This is a genomic window from Cohnella herbarum (assembly GCF_012849095.1).
Taxonomy (GTDB): Bacteria; Bacillota; Bacilli; order Paenibacillales; family Paenibacillaceae; genus Cohnella; species Cohnella herbarum.
Map to the genome: position 1 here is coordinate 7,360,198 of NZ_CP051680.1, position 20,078 is coordinate 7,380,275.

The window sequence follows — 20,078 nt, forward strand, 5'->3', positions numbered from 1 at the left end:
GACGAATGGCTCTCGTAAACATGAATGACATGCTGCTTCGGGCACGGCAAGAGAACTATGCGGTAGGCGCGTTCGACTTGATTAATCTGGAGTTCGCCGAAGCGATAATCGCTGGAGCCGTACAACGGCGAGCTCCGGTCATATTAAGCACTGCCGCCGTTCACTTTGATTATGTGAACATGAAATCGCTTGCACCTAGCCTAGTCAGATTAGCGGAGGAAGCTCCGATTCCCGTCGCGCTTCATCTGGATCATGGAACGGATCTCGAGATGGCGATCCAAGCCATTCGCCTTGGATACACGGGGATTCAGATCGATACCGCCCACCTTCCGTTCGAGGACAATATTCGCCAAACGCGGGAGGTCGTGAAAGTCGCGCATGCCGTCGGGGTGTCCGTGGAAGGAGAGCTTGGCTACGTTTCCGGACATGAAGGAGACCATAGCTCCAGGGTAGTTGGCGAAGAGCCGATCTACACGGACGCCGAGCAAGCTGCCGCCTTCGCGACGGCGACCGGGGTCGATTGTCTTGCCGTATCCGTAGGGACGGTGCATGGATTGATGAAGGGGGAGCCGAGAATCGATTTCGAGCGATTGCGGTCCATCCGCGATAGGATTTCCGTACCGCTTGTCATTCATGGCGGTTCGGGGCTAACGGCAAACACGTACGGGCAATTGGTCAGCAACGGGATGTGCAAAATCAATTTCTACGCCGAGCTTTCCAAGGCGGCCGTGGATTCCATACGCAATCGACTCAGTTTGCATTCCGGGACGAACAGCATAACCCAAGCGTTAGCGGACATGCGTTCCGCCGTGCAACAGTCGGTTGAACGCAAAATCGAAATTTGGGGCTGCGGCGGGAAGGCGTGATCGGATTGCCGGCGAGAATAGTAAAAGAACTGGCGTGCCAAGCCGGAGATGATACGATTCGTTGCCGCTTCCATGCTCCCGTACGCGGCGACAAATCAAGTCCCGTTCCAGGGATTCTCGTCATTCCCGGGTTCGCGGATACGGCGGTCGGACCGCACAATATGCACGTTCAGTTGGCGGATCGTCTCGCCCGCGCAGGTTATGCGGTTGTTCGTTTCGATTACCGGGGGCTTGGGGAAAGCGACGGAGACTTCGCTAAGTTTACTCTTAGCCGCGGATTAGAGGATGCAGCATCCGTTCTCGAGCTTCTCTGTCGGCAAGACGAAGTAGATCCCGGCAAGATCGGCATCGTCGGCTTTAGCTTGGGCGGGACGTTCGCAGCCGAGATCGCCGCTACGAATTCCGGAGTTCGGGCGGTGTCTCTCCTTGCTCCGGTTGCGTATCCAAGCAAAGTGTTTCCCGCCTTTTTCCAGTCGCGGCATTGGGATCAATTGGAGCGAACCGGCTGGATGGACTGGCTCGGCTGGTCCGTAGGACGACCCTTCATCGAAAGCTTGCGCGAGATGGATCCTCTCGCAGCAATGGAGCGAGTCGCTAGCGCCGTGCTTGCGATACATGGAACGAACGATATCGAGGTTCCGATTGAGAACGCTTACGCCTATGCTGCCATGGGTGCCGAGCTATATCTCGTAGACGGCGCGGACCATCCATTTTCCGGGATGAGGTATAAAGAAGCTCTTTTCACGAAAATAGGCGAGTGGCTCCACAAGCATTTGGAAATAGATTCGGCCGAGAAAGGCTGCAACTAACAAATGGGAGGGTTATCAATGAAAAAGAGACAAGTGCTTAGGATGCGAAAAAAGGCAGCGGGGGTTCTGATTGGTTTGCTCTGTTTGACTCTGGTCATCGGCTGTTCATCGAACAACGGCAATTCTGCTTCGAGCGGTCAGGCGAGCGGATCGGGCGAACAAAACGCAGAGGTTACCATTACGACCGTGAGAGGATTAGGAGGAGATACCCAATTCAAAAACGGCGAAACGATCGAAAACAATTGGCATACCAAATGGGCTAAGGAAAAGCTCGGAATGAATATCAAATACAACTGGATCATTACGGATCAAAGCCAATCGTACAAGACCAAGCTGCGCATGATTCTCGCTTCCGGTGAACAGATGCCGGACGTATTCGCCACCTCGGATATAGACATCGTGGCCAATTTCGCCGAAGCCGGCAAGTCGATGGATATTACCGAGGCGTTCGAGAAGTATGCATCCCCGCGCATGAAGGAACTGTATGCCAAACACCCGGAAGTATGGAACTACGTTACGCGCGACGGCAAGAAATACGCGCTGCCGTTCTTTACGGGGGGCGAGCCGATATCGGTCATGTGGATTCGCCAGGACTGGTTGGACAAGCTCAAGCTGACGGCACCGACGACGATCGAAGAAATGGAACGCGTCATGGACGCTTTCGTGAACCAAGATCCCGATGGCAACAATAAGAAGGATACGATTGGCATGTCTTTATCTCTGAAGGATGGGATTACGCCGCATATGAGCGATGCTAGCTTCCTGGTGGGTGCGATGGGAGCGCAAATCCCCGATTACTGGCATGAAGCCGAAGACGGCACCTTGCGAAGCGGTAACACCGATCCTAAGGTGAAGGACGTACTGGCGAAACTGAACGAATGGTATAGCAAAGGCTACATCGACCGGGAAGCGGCTATTCACGATGCGGCGAAGGCGACGGAAAGCTTCATCCAAGGCAAGTCGGGTATTGTCTTCGCTTCCTGGTGGGCTCCGCTTTGGCCGCTAGGCGATCTTGTGAAGAACGATCCGAATGCCGTCTACAAGCCTTATCCCGTGCCAAGCGGTCCGGACGGCAAGAGAGGCGTCATGGGGCAGGTTCCGATCTCGTTTACGCTCGTCTTCAATAAAGACTTCAAGCATATGGACAAGATGCTGCAGTATGTCGATCAACTTTACGGCTTCGCGTTCGATGATCCGAACTCCGATTTCAAATACGGTTGGGCGGAAGGCTACGATTACATCATGGAGAACGGTAAGCCGTCGTTTGATCAAAGCAAAATTCCGGGAGGCTTTATCGAAGCGCAGAAATATTTGCTGACGCCGGACTTCCCGGAAGTGCCGGGCGGTCTCGTCGAGGTGTACAACCGGCTCGCAACCGGCAAAACGCCGGAGACGCCGGCGGAAATCCGTCAGGCGGGCCACGATCCGATCGTCATCGAGGGCGGCAAAGTCATTTACTCCCAGATGAAGGACGCGATCTATAACAAGTTTACGACTATCCCTACGGAGACGATGGTCAAGCAGAACGAAATCCTTCTCAAAATGCAGCGTGAAACGTTCTCAAGCATTATTTACGGCAAAAAGCAGGCGGATGCTTTCGATCAATTCGTCAAGGATTGGAAAGCGAACGGCGGCGACAAGATTACGGAAGAAGTAAACGCTTGGTACAAAGAGAGCAAAAACGCCAAATAGATTCAAAGTCGGCGGCGAAGCAAGTGACGTGCTTTGCCGCCTTCCACGAAACGGAGTGAACGCAGCATGGGCGAACAAGTCGTCAACCATTCTAAGCCTCGGCGAAGCCGTTTAAGCATGAAGCGGGCCTGGCCCTTTTATGCGCTGCTGGCTCCCGCCTTTATCGTGACTTTTATTTTTCAATATTTGCCGATGTTCGGAATCGTTATCGCCTTTCAGGACTTTAAGCCGTGGGAGGGCGTCACCGGCTCGGCGTGGGTCGGATGGGATAATTTCAGCGCAATCTTTACGCTTCCGGACAGCAGGCAAGTTATCGTCAACACGCTGGTCATTTCCTCGATGAAGATCGTTACCGGGATTACGGTACCGTTCGTGTTCGCGCTGCTGCTCAATGAAGTGCGCCATATGCTCTTCAAGCGTACGGTGCAAACCCTCGTTTATTTGCCCTATTTTCTATCTTGGGTTATTTTGGGCGGCATTCTGATCGACGTGCTCTCCGTAAAAGGCGGCATCGTCAACCAATTTCTCGGTTTATTCGGAGTCGATGAGATTTTCTTCCTCGGCGACGGTTTCTGGTTTAGGGTCACCGTTATCGTGACGGATATTTGGAAAGAGTTCGGCTTCTCGGCGATCGTGTACTTGGCCGCTCTGGCCGGTATCAATCCCTCTCTGTACGAAGCGGCTGTCATTGATGGCGCGAACCGGTGGAAACAAACGCTGTACGTGACGATTCCGTCGATTATGCCCGTCGTCGTCGTAGTCGGCACGCTGTCGCTGGGCAACATTTTAAATGCGGGATTTGACCAAATTTTCAATTTGTACAATCCCCTAGTCTACTCGCAGGGCGACGTCATCGATACATTCGTATACCGCAACGGTCTTGTCGGCGGTGCTTTCAGCTTCGGCGCGGCTGTCGGCTTATTCAAATCGGTCATCAGCTTTATTCTGATCGCCGTCACTTACTACCTGGCTTACCGCTTCGGGAAATACCGCATCTTCTAAGAAAGGGGCGTTATCGTGCAGACCCAATCCGTTTCCTACCGCGTTTTTACGGTGTTCAACTATACGTTCGTCGGCTTGCTGGCATTGCTGTGCATTGCCCCGCTGCTGCATATTCTGGCGGTTTCCTTCAGCTCTAAAGCCGCGGCCAGCGCGAATCTTGTTTATTTTTGGCCTGTCGACTTTACGGTCGGTTCCTACGCGAAAACGTTCGGTAACAACAACTTTCTCATCTCCATCTGGATAGCCATTCAGCGTACGGTACTTGGAACCGCGCTTACGATGATATTGATAGCGATGGCGGCGTATGCCCTGTCGAAAGATAATAAGCCTTATCGCGGGAGAACGTTTTTTGCTTGGTATTTCTTGTTTACGATGCTGTTCGGCGGCGGACTGATCCCTTCGTATATTGTCGTGCAGAAACTCGGCCTGTTGAACTCGTTGTTCGCGCTCATTCTTCCCGGGGCGGTTGCGGTGTTCAGTCTCATTCTGCTGATCAATTTCTTCCGTTCCATTCCGAAGGAGCTGGAAGAGGCGGCGCTGATCGACGGAGCGGGTCAATTCCGCACGTTATTTACGATTTATATCCCGTTGTCTATGCCGGCTATCGCGACGCTTTCTTTGTTTTCGATGGTTTACCATTGGAACTCCTGGTTCGACGGCTTGATCTATATGACGGATTATCGAAAATATCCGCTGTCCTCCTTCTTGCAAACGATCGTGGTGGCGAAAGACTTTACGAAAATCAATATGGACGTATCCGAACTGAAAAATATTTCCGAACGCTCTTTGCGCGCATCGCAAATTATTATCGGTGCCGTTCCGATTCTGTTCGTTTATCCCTTCCTGCAAAGGTTCTTTGTCAAAGGGATCATTCTGGGCGGAGTAAAGGAGTAGCTTACGAATGTCCCGTCCATCGATAAAAACGCCATCGGCTCCGAGGAATATGGAGCCGATGGCGTTTTAAGTTTTTCTATAGCGATTAATAAGTGATGATTGCAGTCTTTTTATCGTCAACCTTGGTACATTCGGGAGTTTCCTGCTATAGTATACATGAGCACATCATCGGAGGGATTTCATGCTTAGAAGACGCTTCGGCAACTTGGATTCCGTAGGTGCGGGCAAAGCATCCATGGATCAATTGCACCGTTGGCGTGAGGATCGGTTGCGCAAAATGCGCAACAAGGAATACGGAAAGTGCATTCCTTGCGTGGCGCCTGACCTGCGTTTCCTGCAGCATAACCGTAGCGAACCGTCCATTACATGGATCGGACACTCTACTTTTCTCATACAGATGGCAGGTTTGAATATCGTGACCGATCCCGTCTGGGCTAGGAGAATGGCGTTTCAGAAAAGGCTGTCTCCCCCGGGAGTCGAATTATCGGACATGCCATCGATCGACGTTGTACTGATCTCGCATGCCCACTATGACCATCTGCATATGTCGTCCCTGCGTAGGCTCAGAGGTCCGAAAAAAATGATCGTTCCGGCAGGCTTGCGGAGAAAGCTCATTTTACGAGGTTTTCTTCAGTCTCAGGAGCTGCACTGGTGGGAGGATATTTCATTCCACGGCGTAAAGTTTACTTTCGTTCCCGCCCAGCATTGGACTCGCCGCAACCCTTGGGATATGAATACGTCGCATTGGGGCGGATGGGTGTTGCAGATCGATCACGGTCCGACGATCTATTTTGCCGGGGATAGCGGCTATTTCCGCGGATTTAGCGAGATCGGACGGAAGTTCGATATCGATATTGCCTTGCTGCCTATCGGAGCTTATGACCCGGAATGGTTCATGGCCTCCCAGCACGTAAGTCCTGAAGAAGCCATGCAGGCTTTTCTGGACGTCAAGGCAAAGTATTTCGTACCCATGCATTACGGTGCATTTAAGCTTTCGGACGACACTCCGGAGCAAGCATTGCAACGGTTGGAATCGGCAAGGGTGCAGCTTGGCATCCCCGAAGAGAAGCTATTGCTGCTGCAACATGGAGAAACATTACGTTTTGAAAGCCATAGTCTTGAAACAGAAACCCCAAAAGAAAAGGATGGATTAGACTCATGATTACCGTATCCGGCGTTAGCCTGCGTTTCGGCAAGCGCCCCCTATTCGAAGACGTTAACATCAAATTCACGCCCGGCAACTGTTACGGTTTGATCGGCGCGAACGGAGCGGGGAAATCCACGTTCCTGAAAATCCTGTCCGGCGAAGTGGAATCCTCCTCGGGCGAAGTTCATATTACCCCGGGCGAACGTTTTGCGGTCCTTAAGCAGAACCATTACGAGTACGATGAGTTCAACGTGCTTGAAACGGTTATTATGGGCCATGATCGTCTGTACAAGGTTATGAAAGAGAAGGACGCCATTTACTTGAAAGAGGATTTCTCCGACGAGGACGGCATGCGCGCGGGCGAGCTCGAAGCGGAATTCGCCGAGATGAACGGCTGGGAAGCGGAAAGCGAAGCGGCCGGCATGTTGAACGGTCTCGGCATTACTACCGAGCTTCATGACAAGAAAATGGCGGAGCTTAGCGGTAACGAGAAAGTTCGCGTATTGCTCGCGCAAGCTTTGTTCGGCAGCCCGAATATTCTGTTGCTCGATGAGCCTACCAACCACTTGGATCTCGAATCCATCAATTGGTTGGAAGATTTCTTGTCCCGTTACGAAGGTACCGTAATCGTCGTATCCCATGACCGTCACTTCTTGAACCAAGTCTGCACGCATATCGCCGACATCGATTACGGCAAGATTCAAATGTACGTAGGCAACTACGACTTCTGGTACGAGTCAAGCCAATTGGCGATGAGGCTCATGCGAGACCAGAACAAGAAGAAGGAAGACAAGATCAAGGAATTGCAAGAATTCGTTCAACGGTTCTCCGCGAACAAATCCAAGGCGAAGCAAGCGACCAGCCGTAAGAAGCTATTGGATAAAATCTCTCTGGACGACATCCGTCCTTCCAACCGGAAGTACCCGTTCATCAACTTTAAGCCGGAGCGCGAGGTAGGCAAGCAAGTCGTGACGGTCGAGAATCTATCGGCAACGCTGGAAGGCGAGAAGGTTCTGAACGGAGTTAACTTCGTCGTCAACAAAGGCGACAAGATCGCGTTGGTCGGTCCTTACGGCCATGCCAAGACGCTGCTGTTCCAAATGCTCGTAGGTGAAAAAGAACCCGAAGAAGGTACGATCACTTGGGGCGTAACGGCGACTAAAGCGTACTTCCCTAAAGAAAACTCGGCTTATTTCGACGGCGTGGACTTGAACTTGGTCGAATGGCTGCGTCAATATACCAAGGATCCGGACGAATCGTTCATCCGCGGCTTCCTTGGCCGGATGCTGTTCTCGGGCGACGAAGCATTAAAGAAGGGTTCCGTATTGTCCGGGGGAGAAAAGGTGCGTTGCATGCTTTCCCGCATGATGCTGACGAACGGCAACGTGTTGCTGCTCGACGAGCCGACGAACCACTTGGACTTGGAGTCCATCACGGCGCTCAATAACGGATTGATCGATTTCGACGGTCCGATCATCTTTACCTCGCATGACCATCAGTTCATGCAGACGATCGCTAACCGGATTATCGAGATTACGCCGAACGGCATCATCGACCGGATGATGACCTTCGACGAGTACTTGGAGCATCCGGAAGTTCAGGCTCTTCGCGCGAAGCTGATTCCCGAAGAAGACAGAAAATAAAATTGCGACGCTTGCCGGGATAGCCCGGCAAGCGTTTTTTGATAACGCGGGGGCAAAGGGGCGCGAGGGGGAGGCTCGAGACTCGGTTCCCATAGTCGCATTTTGCGACAATGGGGGGTGAGTGTTGGGTAAAAGGGCTCCCATAGTCGCATTTTGCGACAATGGGAAGACGAAACCACACGCTGCCGCTCCCATAGTCGGAAAAAGCGACTATGACGAGGGCAAACTAACCAACCCCGCTCTCATAGTCGGAAAAAGCGACTATGGCGAAGCAATCCCAACCAACCCCGCGCTCATAGTCGGAAAAAGCGATTATAGCGAGGAGAAACTAACCAACCCCGCTCTCATAGTCGGAAAAAGCGACTATACGAGACGAATCCAACCACCCACTCACCCCCACGCCCGTAGTCGAAAAATCCGACCATGTCTAGTCAACTCAACCCACCCCCGCCGCGTAGTCGTTTCGCAAATGGGAGGAAGCTTACGCGAATACGAGGGTTGCGACTGCGTCTGAACGGATATAAATGAGTATACGGAGCGGAAGGGGGCTGGATGACGATATGGACATCTACGGCGATATCAAAAAGGGAGAAAAAGGCGCATGGGTCAGCATAGGAGCCTACCTTGTGCTTTCCGGCCTAAAACTAGCGGCGGGATGGGCATTCTCGTCCGAAGCGTTGTTGGCGGACGGGTTCAACAACGTCACCGATATCGTGGCGTCCGTGGCCGTGTTAATCGGCCTCAAGATTTCCCGCCGTCCCCCGGATGCTAACCATCCATACGGCCACTTGCGCGCGGAGACGATCGCTGCGTTGCTCGCTTCTTTCATTATGGCGACGGTAGGCTTACAAGTCGGGCAAGCCGCAGTTCGCAACTTATGGAATGGTCATTATTCGGAGCCCGACCTTGCCGCGGGTTGGATAGCGATTGCCGCAGCGGCGGCGATGTTCGTCGTCTACGCATATAACGCCCGTCTAGCTGCAACTATCAAAAGTCAGGCTTTGCTGGCTGCCGCCAAGGACAATCGATCGGATGCGTTCGTCAGCATTGGAGCCGCCGTCGGTATTTTCGGAGCCGTGCTCGGCTGGCCTTGGCTCGATGCGGTTGCCGCGGTCGTCGTCGCGATGCTGATTATGAAAACGGCTTGGGATATTTTCTGGTCGGCAACCCATGACTTGACCGATGGCTTCGATGTCCAGCAACTGAAGACGCTGAGGGGAGTCGTCGAGTGTACGGAAGGGGTGCGCGGAATTAAAGATATACGCGCCCGTCTTCACGGCAGTACGGTTCTCGTCGATGTTATCGTGACCGTTGATCCTCGATTGTCGCTCATCCAGAGTCACGGGATCAGCGATTCGGTGGAGCAAAGATTAAGGCGCAAGCACGATATTCTGAACGTTCAGGTGCATGTGGAACCGGAGGAGGGTACTCCGTGAATCCGGGATATTTTCCCGATGGCAAATGGGTCTAACGCATCTTAAATGCCTACTTATTCCAATAGGAGACGACAGAGAGTCTAGACCGACGCGTATTCGCGCCGGTTTTTTTGCCGTTTCGGCTGAATTACGCTGGTAAGTTTGGGGAAAACGGCTCCTCTTCGTCCGTTGACGACGGGGGTTGACGTGCTATAGACCCAGGGTCGGATGGAACTATTTCCCCATAATGGTCCCGGTTGCTTGGGCTCGACGTCCGATGGAAGGGCTTGGACATGCCTCTATAATTAAGCAGGTAAGGGGACGATCCCCTTCATGCATAATCCAGAGGAGGACTGCGCAAGTGAAACGAACATTGATGTATCTCTTAGCGGCGGCGATCGTAGTCGGATCGTATCCCTATTCCGCGCCGAAAGCGGCGGCAGCCGTAACGACGGGCTCGATCCAGTCGGGGGTTAATTTCCGAACGTCTCCAAGCACGTCGGGTTCGGTCATACGCATGATCGGCAAGGGGGAGGAAGTCGTTGTTCTGGGCACTCCGAATAGCAAATGGTTACAAGTGCAGGATGTATTCGGAAGCATCGGTTATATCTCTTCCGACAGCAAATATATTCGCGTAAACAGCTCTTCATCCGGTGGAAGCGGGACCGTATCCGGCACGAAAGCAACGATCATCGGCAGCGTTTCCTTCCGAACTTCCCCGTCGACGAGCGCTTCGCGCATTCGGTATTTATCCAAGGGCGAGCAAGTGACTGTAACCGACAAGCCGAACTCGTACTGGTACGCAGTGACCGATTCCAAAGGGCAAACGGGTTACGTGAGCACGGATGATAAGTACATACAGGTATCGGGTGCGGTAACTGGCCCATCGGAGCCCCCGGCCGTCCCGGGATCTAATCGAGTAGAAGCGATCATCGCCGCGGGCATGAAGTACTTAGGCACGCCTTATGAATATGGATCTAGTCGCGATAACACGAATACGTTCGATTGTTCGGATCTCATCCGGCAAATGTTCAAGGACGCGATAGGCGTCACGTTACCTGCGGATTCGCGCGGACAGGGCGATTATGTCAGGGGCAAAGGCGCAGTGAAGACGGATTGGAAGCAATTGAAGCGCGGCGACTTGATGTTCTTCATGTCGTACAAAGGGACGAAGGCATCGAGCTATACCGGCAAGTCTCCGTTCGGAGACAAAATCACTCATGCGGGAATTTATTTAGGTGACGGCAAAGTGCTGCATACGTATTCCAAGGAATCGGGCGGGGTCCGCACCGACGTGATCTCGGGTAAACACTGGGAGTATCGCTTTCTCTACGGCGGCAGTGCATTATAGCACATTAAAATCGCATTCGCTTTCGGGGCTTACAGCCTCGGAGGCGTTTTTTTTATTCCGGATAGAAAACGATTTCGAAGAAGATACAATACGCAATAACAAGGTTACATGACGCACATTCTTTGTTTTCGTTCCGTTTTATAATGGAGTTGTTTATAGGAGAATCATTTTTATCGAAGGAGGGAAATTGATTTCTAGAGAGAGATGTCGGATGAAAGGGAGGGGATTTGCGATATGTTTTTCAAAATGGAACGGAGGATACGAAAATGTTGATCAACGCATGCAAACGCGGAGGAATTGTCGTTGTGATCGCGGCGCTGGCCTGCTCCCTGCTGCTTTCCGTAGGAATCGGCAAAAGTTACGCGGCCCCGACCGGGTACTATCATACATCCGGCAACCGTATTTTGGATTCGGAAGGGAACCCGGCTGTTTTTAACGGGATTAATTGGTTCGGCTTCGAAACGGCTAATTATTCTCCTCATGGATTATGGCAGTATTCGCTGGATAGCTTCATGGACAAAATCAAAGATCACGGCTATAACCTGCTTCGGTTGCCGTTCAGTACGCAGATGTTCGATTCGGGCGTCATGCCGAGTAGCATTAATACGTTTACGAACCCGGATTTGATCGGACTGACGCCGATTCAATTAATGGACCGGGTCATACAGGAAGCGGGCGAACGAGGCATTAAAGTGTTTTTGGATCGTCACCGCCCGGATTCGGGAGGGCAATCGGAGCTTTGGTACACTTCGCAATACTCCGAACAGCGTTGGATAGACGATTGGGTCATGTTAGCGCAGCGTTACGCGAACAACCCTACGGTCATTGGCGGAGATCTCCATAACGAGCCGCACGGTACGGCCAGTTGGGGAACCGGCAACTTAGCGACGGACTGGAGATTGGCGGCGGAACGCGCGGGCAACGCGATTCTTGCGGCTAATCCGAACTGGTTGATTATTGTCGAAGGCATTCAATCCAACGTACAGGGAGAAACCGGCACTTACTGGTGGGGAGGCAACTTGAAAGGCGTGCGGAACAATCCCGTGCGGCTCAACGTGTCCAATCGCGTCGTATATTCCCCTCACGATTACGGTCCGGGAGTATCGGCTCAAACCTGGTTCTCCGATCCGACGTTTCCGAATAATATGCCGGCGATGTGGGATTCGTATTGGGGATACATTCACAAGGAAAATATCGCGCCGATTCTAGCCGGGGAGTTCGGAGGCAGAAGCGTCGATACGGTGAGCGCCGAAGGCAAATGGCAGAATAAGCTGATCGATTATATCAAAGACAACGATATGTATTGGACGTACTGGTGTCTCAACCCGAACAGCGGAGATACGGGCGGTCTGCTGCTCGACGATTGGACGACATGGAACGCGCCGAAGCAAGCGATGCTGGATCGGATCATGAAGCCGCTTGTCGCGAATCCGACGGTTCCGTCGGCCCCGACCGGCTTGACCGCGACGGGAGGCAATGCGCAAGCGACGCTTAGCTGGGTCGCTTCGAGCGGGGCGGCGAGTTACACGGTCAAACGCGCGGCGACAAGCGGCGGACCGTACACGAACGTGGCGACGGGACTAACGGCAACGAGCTATACGAATACCGGGTTAACGAACGGAACCGCCTATTACTATGTTGTGAGCGCTGTGAACGCGGCTGGCGAAAGCGCGAACTCGGCGCAGGCAACCGCGACGCCGGTGGCGGGCAGCACGGGCAATTTAGCCGTGCAGTATCGCGCGGGTGACACGAATGCTGCCGACAATCAGATTAAACCCCAATTCAACATCAAGAATAACGGCACGACGGCCGTGGACTTGAGCACGTTGAAGCTTCGCTATTATTTCACCAAAGACAGCAACCAGTCGCTGAGCTTCTGGGTTGATTGGGCGCAAGTCGGCAGCGCGAACGTACAGGGCGCGTTCGTCGGCTCATCGGGAAGCGGGACGGATACGTACTTGGAAATCTCGTTTGCGGCCGGAGCCGGATCGATCGCCGGGGGAGGACAGACGGGAGATATTCAAGGACGAATCTCCAAAGCCGACTGGTCGAACTTCAATGAAGTCGGCGATTACTCGTATGACCCTACGAAAACGGCATATGCCAATTGGGATCGTGTGACCCTGTACCAGAACGGAATGTTAGTGTGGGGAACCGCGCCATAAGGCGCGAAGTGAACGAAACCGTTTTCCGGCAAACGCCGGAAAACGGTTTTTTTGCGCGAATGGATTTTCTCAAACGGTTACATAAGCGGCGTAAACAAGTTACATCACGCACATTTTACAAAGTTTCCCGGTTTTATAATGGAAATGTACAGAAAACCTTTTCGTAAAGGAGGCAGGCTTGCTCGGAATACCTCGACAGGATGACGGAACTAGCAAAAAAATCGGTTAAGGAGGAATTTGATAATGGTTCAGAGCATGTACCGTAAGGGACTCGTCTGGCTGCTCGCGGCAGCGATGATCGTGTCCGCCTACGCAAGCTTGTGGATAGCGCCGAAAGAAGCTTCCGCGGCAACGATCTACGAAACCCGTTTCATGCAGCTTTACAATCAGATCAAAGATCCGGCTAGCGGTTATTTTTCGCCCGAAGGGATTCCTTATCACGCCATCGAGACGCTGTTGAGCGAAGCCCCCGACTATGGGCATATGACTACATCGGAAGCCTATAGTTACTGGCTCTGGTTGGAAGCGTTATATGGAAAATATACCGGCGATTGGACCCGGTTGGATGCCGCGTGGGCTAATATGGAGAAATACATCATCCCGATTAATGAAGGAGACGGCGTCGAAGAACAGCCTACGATGAACTACTACAACCCGGCCAGCCCGGCGACTTATGCTGCGGAGAAACCTTTTCCCGATCAATATCCCTCCCAGCTGTCCGGCCAGTATTCTCCCGGACCCGACCCGCTGGACGCCGAACTGAAAGCCACCTACGGCAACAATCAGACGTATTTGATGCACTGGCTGGTAGACGTCGACAATTGGTACGGCTTCGGAAATACTTTGAATCCTTCTCACACGGCGACGTATGTCAATACGTTCCAACGCGGGGAAGAAGAATCGGTATGGGAAGCGATTACCCACCCGTCGCAAGACAACAAAACGTTCGGTAAAACGAATGAAGGCTTCATGACCTTGTTCACCAAAGAATCCGCGGCACCCGCAGCCCAGTGGAAATATACGAACGCAACGGATGCGGACGCCCGGGTCATTCAGGTCATTTATTGGGCGAAGCAGTTCGGCTACAACAATACGGCTATTCTGAATAAGACGAAAAAGATGGGCGATTATTTGCGCTACGGTTTTTACGATAAATACTTCCAGCAAATCGGCAGCGCCAGCGATGGGTCGCCGACGGCGGGGAGCGGCAAAAACTCAAGCATGAATTTGTTAGCTTGGTATACGGCTTGGGGCGGGGGCATCGGCAGCAACGGCAACTGGGCTTGGAGGATCGGCGCTAGTCACGCGCACCAAGCTTATCAGAACCCGGTAGCGGCTTATGCGCTCGGAACGACGGCCGGCGGTCTAACGCCGCCATCCGCAACGGGCCAAGCGGACTGGAACGCATCGCTGACGCGTCAGCTCGAGTTCTACAACTGGCTGCTATCGGCGGAAGGCGCTATCGGCGGCGGAGCGACGAACAGTTGGGGCGGCAGCTACAGCACTTATCCGACCGGCGTTAGCACGTTTTACAATCTGGCTTACCAAGAGGCGCCGGTATATACCGATCCGGACTCGAACTCTTGGTTCGGTTTCCAAGCGTGGCCGCTTGAGCGGGTTGCGGAGATGTATTACATTCTCGCTTCCAGCGGGGATATAACGTCCCAAAATTTCCAAATGGCCAAAAACGTGATTTCCAAATGGATCGATTGGTCGATGGATTACGTCTTCGTAAATCAGAAACCGGTCACGGATTCCGACGGCTATTACTTGAACGCTTCCGGCCAGCGTATTCTCGGCGGCGCGAATCCGGCCGTAGCGACGACTGCCGCTCCGGGCGAATTTTATATTCCCGGCGGTCAAGAATGGACGGGGCAGCCAGACACGTGGAACTCTTTCGCTACGTACACGGGCAATCCGAACTTCCATGTGATCACTACGGATCCAAGCCAAGACGTCGGCGTGTTGGGCAGTTACATCAAAGCCCTCTCCTTCTTCGCGGCCGGTACGAAAGCGGAAACGGGCAACTTCACGACTCTCGGGAATCAAGCGAAGACGCTCGCGGATTCGTTGCTGGGCGTTGCTTGGAGCTTCAATGACGGAATCGGCATCGTTAAACCCGAGGAGCGCGGAGATTACTCCCGTTACTTCGAGAAAGAAATTTATTTCCCGAATGGATGGTCCGGAACGTACGGTATGGGCAACGCCATTCCCGGCAACGGCGGCATTGCTTCCGATCCGGCCAAAGGCGGCAACGGCGTCTACATCAGCTATCCCGAGCTCCGACCGAAAATTACGCAAGATCCTAAATGGTCTTACCTCACCAATCTATACAATACTTCTTGGAACCCGACGACGAAGAAATGGGAAAACGGCACCCCGACCTTTAAGTATCATCGTTTCTGGTCGCAGGTCGATATTGCGACGGCTTACGCGGAATACGACCGCTTGCTCGGATCGTCGACGCCGACGGTGCCGTCTGCGCCGACCGGCGTAATCGCGGCTTCGGGCAACGCGCAAGCTTCCTTGAGCTGGACCGCTTCCGGCGGCGCCACGAGTTATAACGTCAAACGGGCAACGACAAGCGGCGGTCCTTATACGACGGTTGCGACCGGCATAACCGGAACGAGCTACGCGAATACGGGACTCACGAATGGTACGACTTATTATTATGTCGTCAGCGCGGTGAACGCGGTGGGCGAGAGCGCGAACTCCTTGCAGGTTAGCGTAGTACCGGCTATTCCTACGGTTCCGGCCGCACCGACCGGTCTTACCGCGACGGCAGGCAACCAGCAGGTCGTGTTAAGTTGGACAGCATCTAGCGGCGCGGCGAGCTATAACGTGAAGCGGGCGACGACAAGCGGCGGACCTTACACGAACGTCGCAACCGGAGTAACGGCAACGACCTTCACGAATACGGGGTTGACGAATGGCACGACTTATTACTATGTGGTCAGCGCAGTGAACGCGGTGGGCGAAAGCGTCAACTCCGCGCAAGCGACCGCGACTCCGCTATTTGCCATACCGGCGGCGCCTACGGCATTGACCGCAACGGCAGGCAATGCGCAGGTCGCGTTAAGTTGGACAGCATCTAGCGGCGCGGCGAGCTATAACGTGAAGCGGGCAACGACGAGCGGCGGACCTTATACGACGGTGGCAAGCGGAGTGGCCGCAACGAGCTATACGAACACGGGACTCGCCAACGGAACAACGTATTATTACGTCGTTAGCGCGGTGAACGCTTCCGGCGAAAGCTTGAATTCCGCACAAGCGAGCGCGACTCCGCAATTGCCTAGCACATTAAAAGCGGAATACCGGGTAGGAGACTCCAGCGCGACGGATAGTCAGATGAAACCGCAGCTTCGGATCGTAAACACGGGCACGTCCTCCGTCCCTCTCAACCAGTTGAAAGTTCGCTACTGGTACACGAAAGGATCGACGCAGTCTGAAACTTTCAACTGCGACTGGGCGGGCGTTGGTTGTGCTAACTTGACGACCTCATTCACAACGATGAGCGCGCCGGCAACCGGAGCCGATACGTACGTGGAGATCGGATTTACGACCGGCGCAGGCTCCATCGCGGCCGGAGGGAACAGCGGCGAAATCCAAAGCCGTATTAATCAGGCGAATTGGAGCAATTACAACGAAGCGGACGACTATTCCTACAACGGGACGCAAACCTCTTTCGCTCCGTCTAGCAACGTTACCCTGTATCAGAACGGCACGTTGATCTGGGGGAACGAACCGGGCGGAACGACGCAGCAACCTCCTGCCGTGCCGGCAGGCTTGACGGCAACGGCGGGTAATGGTCAGGCTGCGCTTAGCTGGACGGCCTCGAACGGCGCGACTGGCTACAACGTGAAGCGGGCTACGACGAGCGGCGGACCGTACGCGACGGTAGCTACCGGCGTGGCGGCGACGAGTTATACGAATACGGGATTGACGAATGGCACGACCTACTACTACGTGGTCAGTGCCGTGAATGCCGCGGGCGAGAGCGCGAATTCCGCGCAGGCGAGTGTAACGCCTGTAGCTCCTCAACTCCCTGCAACGCCGACGGGCCTGACGGCAACGGCGGGCAACGCGCAGGTAGCGCTTAGCTGGACGGCTTCGAGCGGAGCAACGAGTTACACGGTCAAGCGCGCGACAACGAGCGGCGGACCATACACGACGGTAGCTACCGGCGTAGCGGCGACCAGTTATACGAATACGGGGCTGACGAATGGCACCGCCTACTACTACGTGATCAGTGCCGTGAACGCTGCAGGAGAAAGCGCGAATTCGTTACAGGTAAGCGCAACGCCGCAAGTTTCGCTGCCTGCGATTCCAACCGGATTAACCGCGGTGTCGGGCAACGCGCAGGTTGCGCTTAACTGGACAGCTTCGAGCGGGGCGACGAGTTACACGGTCAAGCGCGCGACAACGAGCGGCGGACCGTACGCGACGGAAGCTACCGGCGTGGCGGCGACGAGTTATACGAATACGGGATTGACGAATGGCACGACCTACTACTACGTGGTCAGTGCCGTGAATGCCGCGGGTGAGAGCGCGAATTCCGCGCAGGCGAGCGCCACGCCGCAGAACGTCGTCACGAGCAGCCTCGTCGCACAGTATAAGGTTAGCAACGCGAATGCGACCGACAACATGATTAATGCGACCCTCAATATTAAGAATACGGGTACATCTCCCGTCAGCTTGAGCGATCTGAAGCTGCGCTACTACTTTACGAAAGACGGCACCGCCGCATTGAGTTTCTATAGCGACTACGCTCAAGTCGGAACGAGCAATGTCAGCGGCGCATTCGCGACGATCAATCCGGCGAAAACCGGTGCAGATACGTATCTCGAGCTCTCGTTCAGTTCCGCGGCAGGATCGATAGCTGCGGGAGGCCAGAGCGGAGACATTCAAATCCGCGTGGCGAAAGCCGACTGGTCCAACTTCAATGAAGTCGGCGATTACTCGTTCGACGGTACGATAACCTCGTATACCGACTGGAGCAAAGCGACGCTCTATCAAAGCGGATCGCTCGTATGGGGGAGTGAACCGTAACGGAATAACGGAATAACGGAATAACGGAATTATGGATTGGCAAACACCGACGGAGAACAGGCATCTCGACTCGTAAGCCGCTTGTTCTCCGAAGGATTTGAGCGAAGGAGGAGAGTCATGGATGAACAGACATTCCAATAGTCGGTTCTTGTTAGTGATTTTTCTTGCGGTTGCCTTGATCGTGACAATCTGTCCGGTTGCTCCGAAAACTGCTTCTGCCGCGCCTGCCGGGTTTGTTACGACGAGCGGGGGTAAATTCAAACTTAATGGAAACGACTTTTATTTCTCCGGAACGAACAACTATTATTTGCTATACCAGTCGCAAGCGATGGTCGACGACGTGTTCAGCGACGCGGTTGCGATGAACTTGAAAGTGCTTCGGATGTGGGGATGGATCAACGGGAATTCGACGAACAACGTCGTCCTACAGCCGTCTCCGGGAGTGTTCAACGAAGCCGGATTTACGAAAATGGACTATGCGATCTACAAAGCGGGACAATCGGGCATCAAGCTCGTCATTCCGTTCATTAACAACTGGGACGATTTCGGCGGCATGAACACTTACGTCAACTGGTTCGGAGCCGGTTCTCACGACGCGTTTTACACGAATGCGCAAGTGAAGCAGGCTTATAAGAATTACGTCAACTATGTCTTGAACCGGACGAACACGTATTCCGGAATCAAGTACAAGGACGATCCGACGATCATGACGTGGGAGCTGGCCAACGAGCCTCGCGCTCAAACCGATAAGACCGGAAACACGCTTGTGAATTGGGCGGACGAGATGAGCGCCTATATCAAATCGCTCGATCCTAACCATCTGGTAGCGGTAGGGGATGAAGGCTTCTATAACATTCCGGGCAATTCCGATTATCCGTATGGCGGCGGCGAAGGAGTCGATTGGACCCGCTTGATCGCGCTTCCGAACATCGATTACGGAACGTATCATCTTTACCCGAACCATTGGAACGAAACGGCTCAATGGGGGAATACGTGGATTGCGAACCATATCAACGATGGTGCGGCGGCGGGAAAACCGGTCGTATTGGAGGAATTCGGTTTAACGGATCCATCGACGCGCGATTCGGTGTATGCGACGTGGTTGGGGATCGTGAATCAACTGGGCGGTGCCGGAGATCAATTCTGGATTCTGACGGGCATTCAGGATGACGGGCAACTGTATCCCGATTACGACGGGTTCCGAGTCGTCTATCCGAGCGCGACCGCGACGCTTATTTCCAACCACGCGCAACAGATGAACGCCAAATCCGGCGGAACACAGCAGCCCCCGTCTGCGCCAACGGGAGTTACGGCGACGGCAGGTAACGCACAAGTTGCGCTGAGCTGGACGGCATCAAGCGGAGCAACGAGCTATACGGTTAAACGCGCGGCGACAAGCGGCGGACCGTACACGAACGTGGCGACCGGCTTGACGGCGACCAGTTATTCGAACACCGGGCTGACGAACGGTACGACGTACTATTATGTCGTTAGCGCGGTGAACAGCGTAGGCGAAAGCGCCAACTCGGCGCAAGCGAGCGCGACGCCGGTGGCTGGAAGCACGAGCAGCCTCGTTGCGCAATACAAGCTGAACAATTCCAACGCGACCGACAACATGATCTACGCGACTTTTAATATCAAGAATACGGGAACGACCGCTGTCAGCCTTAGCAATGTGAAGCTACGCTATTATTTCACGAAAGACGGCAGCGCGAATTTGAGCTTCTGGTGCGATTACGCGCAGGTTGGAACGAGTAGCGTCAGCGGCGCGTTCGTGACGATCAACCCGGCGAAAACGGGCGCGGACACGTATGCGGAAATCTCGTTCGGCTCCGCGGCGGGTTCCATTGCGGCAGGAGGGCAGAGCGGAGATATACAGATCCGCGCGGCCAAATCCGATTGGTCGAACTTTAATGAAGTCGGCGATTATTCTTTTGACGGAACGAAAACCTCGTTCGCCGATTGGAACAAAGTAACGCTCTACCAGAACGGCACGCTTGTATGGGGAATCGAGCCCTAAAAAAACGTTGGGGAGTTGGAAAAAA

General features: G+C 53.8%; 12 protein-coding genes. All 12 read left to right on the forward strand.

All coding sequences use genetic code 11. From position 1 onward, the window contains the following. Positions 1-5 precede the first annotated feature (5 nt). The 12 genes from HH215_RS30885 (at position 6) to HH215_RS36590 (ending at position 20,053) form a co-directional block, all read left to right on the forward strand. Positions 6-866, forward strand: a complete 861-nt coding sequence (locus HH215_RS30885; RefSeq protein WP_169283395.1) for a class II fructose-bisphosphate aldolase — start codon at positions 6-8, stop codon at positions 864-866. 5 nt (positions 867-871) lie between these two features. After that, a complete protein-coding gene (locus tag HH215_RS30890; protein WP_169283396.1) occupies positions 872-1,675 on the forward strand; it encodes an alpha/beta hydrolase family protein in 804 nt (267 codons plus the stop codon). 18 nt (positions 1,676-1,693) lie between these two features. Continuing rightward, complete coding sequence (locus HH215_RS30895; protein WP_169283397.1) at positions 1,694-3,367, forward strand: extracellular solute-binding protein; 1,674 nt, start codon at positions 1,694-1,696, stop codon at positions 3,365-3,367. Positions 3,368-3,484: 117 nt separating this feature from the next. Then, entirely contained in the window at positions 3,485-4,369 is an 885-nt protein-coding gene (locus HH215_RS30900; RefSeq protein WP_254450625.1) for an ABC transporter permease, read from the forward strand. Positions 4,370-4,384: 15 nt separating this feature from the next. Then, the gene (locus HH215_RS30905; protein WP_169283399.1) at positions 4,385-5,263 is read left to right on the forward strand and encodes a carbohydrate ABC transporter permease; all 879 of its coding nucleotides are present in this window, start codon (positions 4,385-4,387) and stop codon (positions 5,261-5,263) included. A 181-nt stretch (positions 5,264-5,444) separates the two neighbouring features. Beyond that, positions 5,445-6,425, forward strand: coding sequence for an MBL fold metallo-hydrolase (locus HH215_RS30910; RefSeq protein ID WP_169283400.1), 981 nt, complete (start codon positions 5,445-5,447; stop codon positions 6,423-6,425). Further along, the gene (locus HH215_RS30915; RefSeq protein WP_169283401.1) at positions 6,422-8,053 is read left to right on the forward strand and encodes an ABC-F family ATP-binding cassette domain-containing protein; all 1,632 of its coding nucleotides are present in this window, start codon (positions 6,422-6,424) and stop codon (positions 8,051-8,053) included. The genes HH215_RS30910 and HH215_RS30915 overlap by 4 nt, the downstream gene beginning before the upstream one ends. 560 nt (positions 8,054-8,613) lie before the next feature. After that, entirely contained in the window at positions 8,614-9,489 is an 876-nt protein-coding gene (locus HH215_RS30920; RefSeq protein WP_169283402.1) for a cation diffusion facilitator family transporter, read from the forward strand. Positions 9,490-9,829: 340 nt separating this feature from the next. After that, positions 9,830-10,819, forward strand: coding sequence for a C40 family peptidase (locus HH215_RS30925; protein ID WP_254450280.1), 990 nt, complete (start codon positions 9,830-9,832; stop codon positions 10,817-10,819). A gap of 266 nt (positions 10,820-11,085) precedes the next feature. Beyond that, complete coding sequence (locus HH215_RS30930; protein ID WP_169283403.1) at positions 11,086-12,984, forward strand: cellulase family glycosylhydrolase; 1,899 nt, start codon at positions 11,086-11,088, stop codon at positions 12,982-12,984. 243 nt (positions 12,985-13,227) lie between these two features. Further along, a complete protein-coding gene (locus tag HH215_RS30935; protein WP_254450281.1) occupies positions 13,228-18,033 on the forward strand; it encodes a glycoside hydrolase family 48 protein in 4,806 nt (1,601 codons plus the stop codon). A gap of 121 nt (positions 18,034-18,154) precedes the next feature. Continuing rightward, the gene (locus HH215_RS36590; protein WP_254450282.1) at positions 18,155-20,053 is read left to right on the forward strand and encodes a cellulose binding domain-containing protein; all 1,899 of its coding nucleotides are present in this window, start codon (positions 18,155-18,157) and stop codon (positions 20,051-20,053) included. The last annotated feature ends 25 nt before the right edge of the window (positions 20,054-20,078 follow it).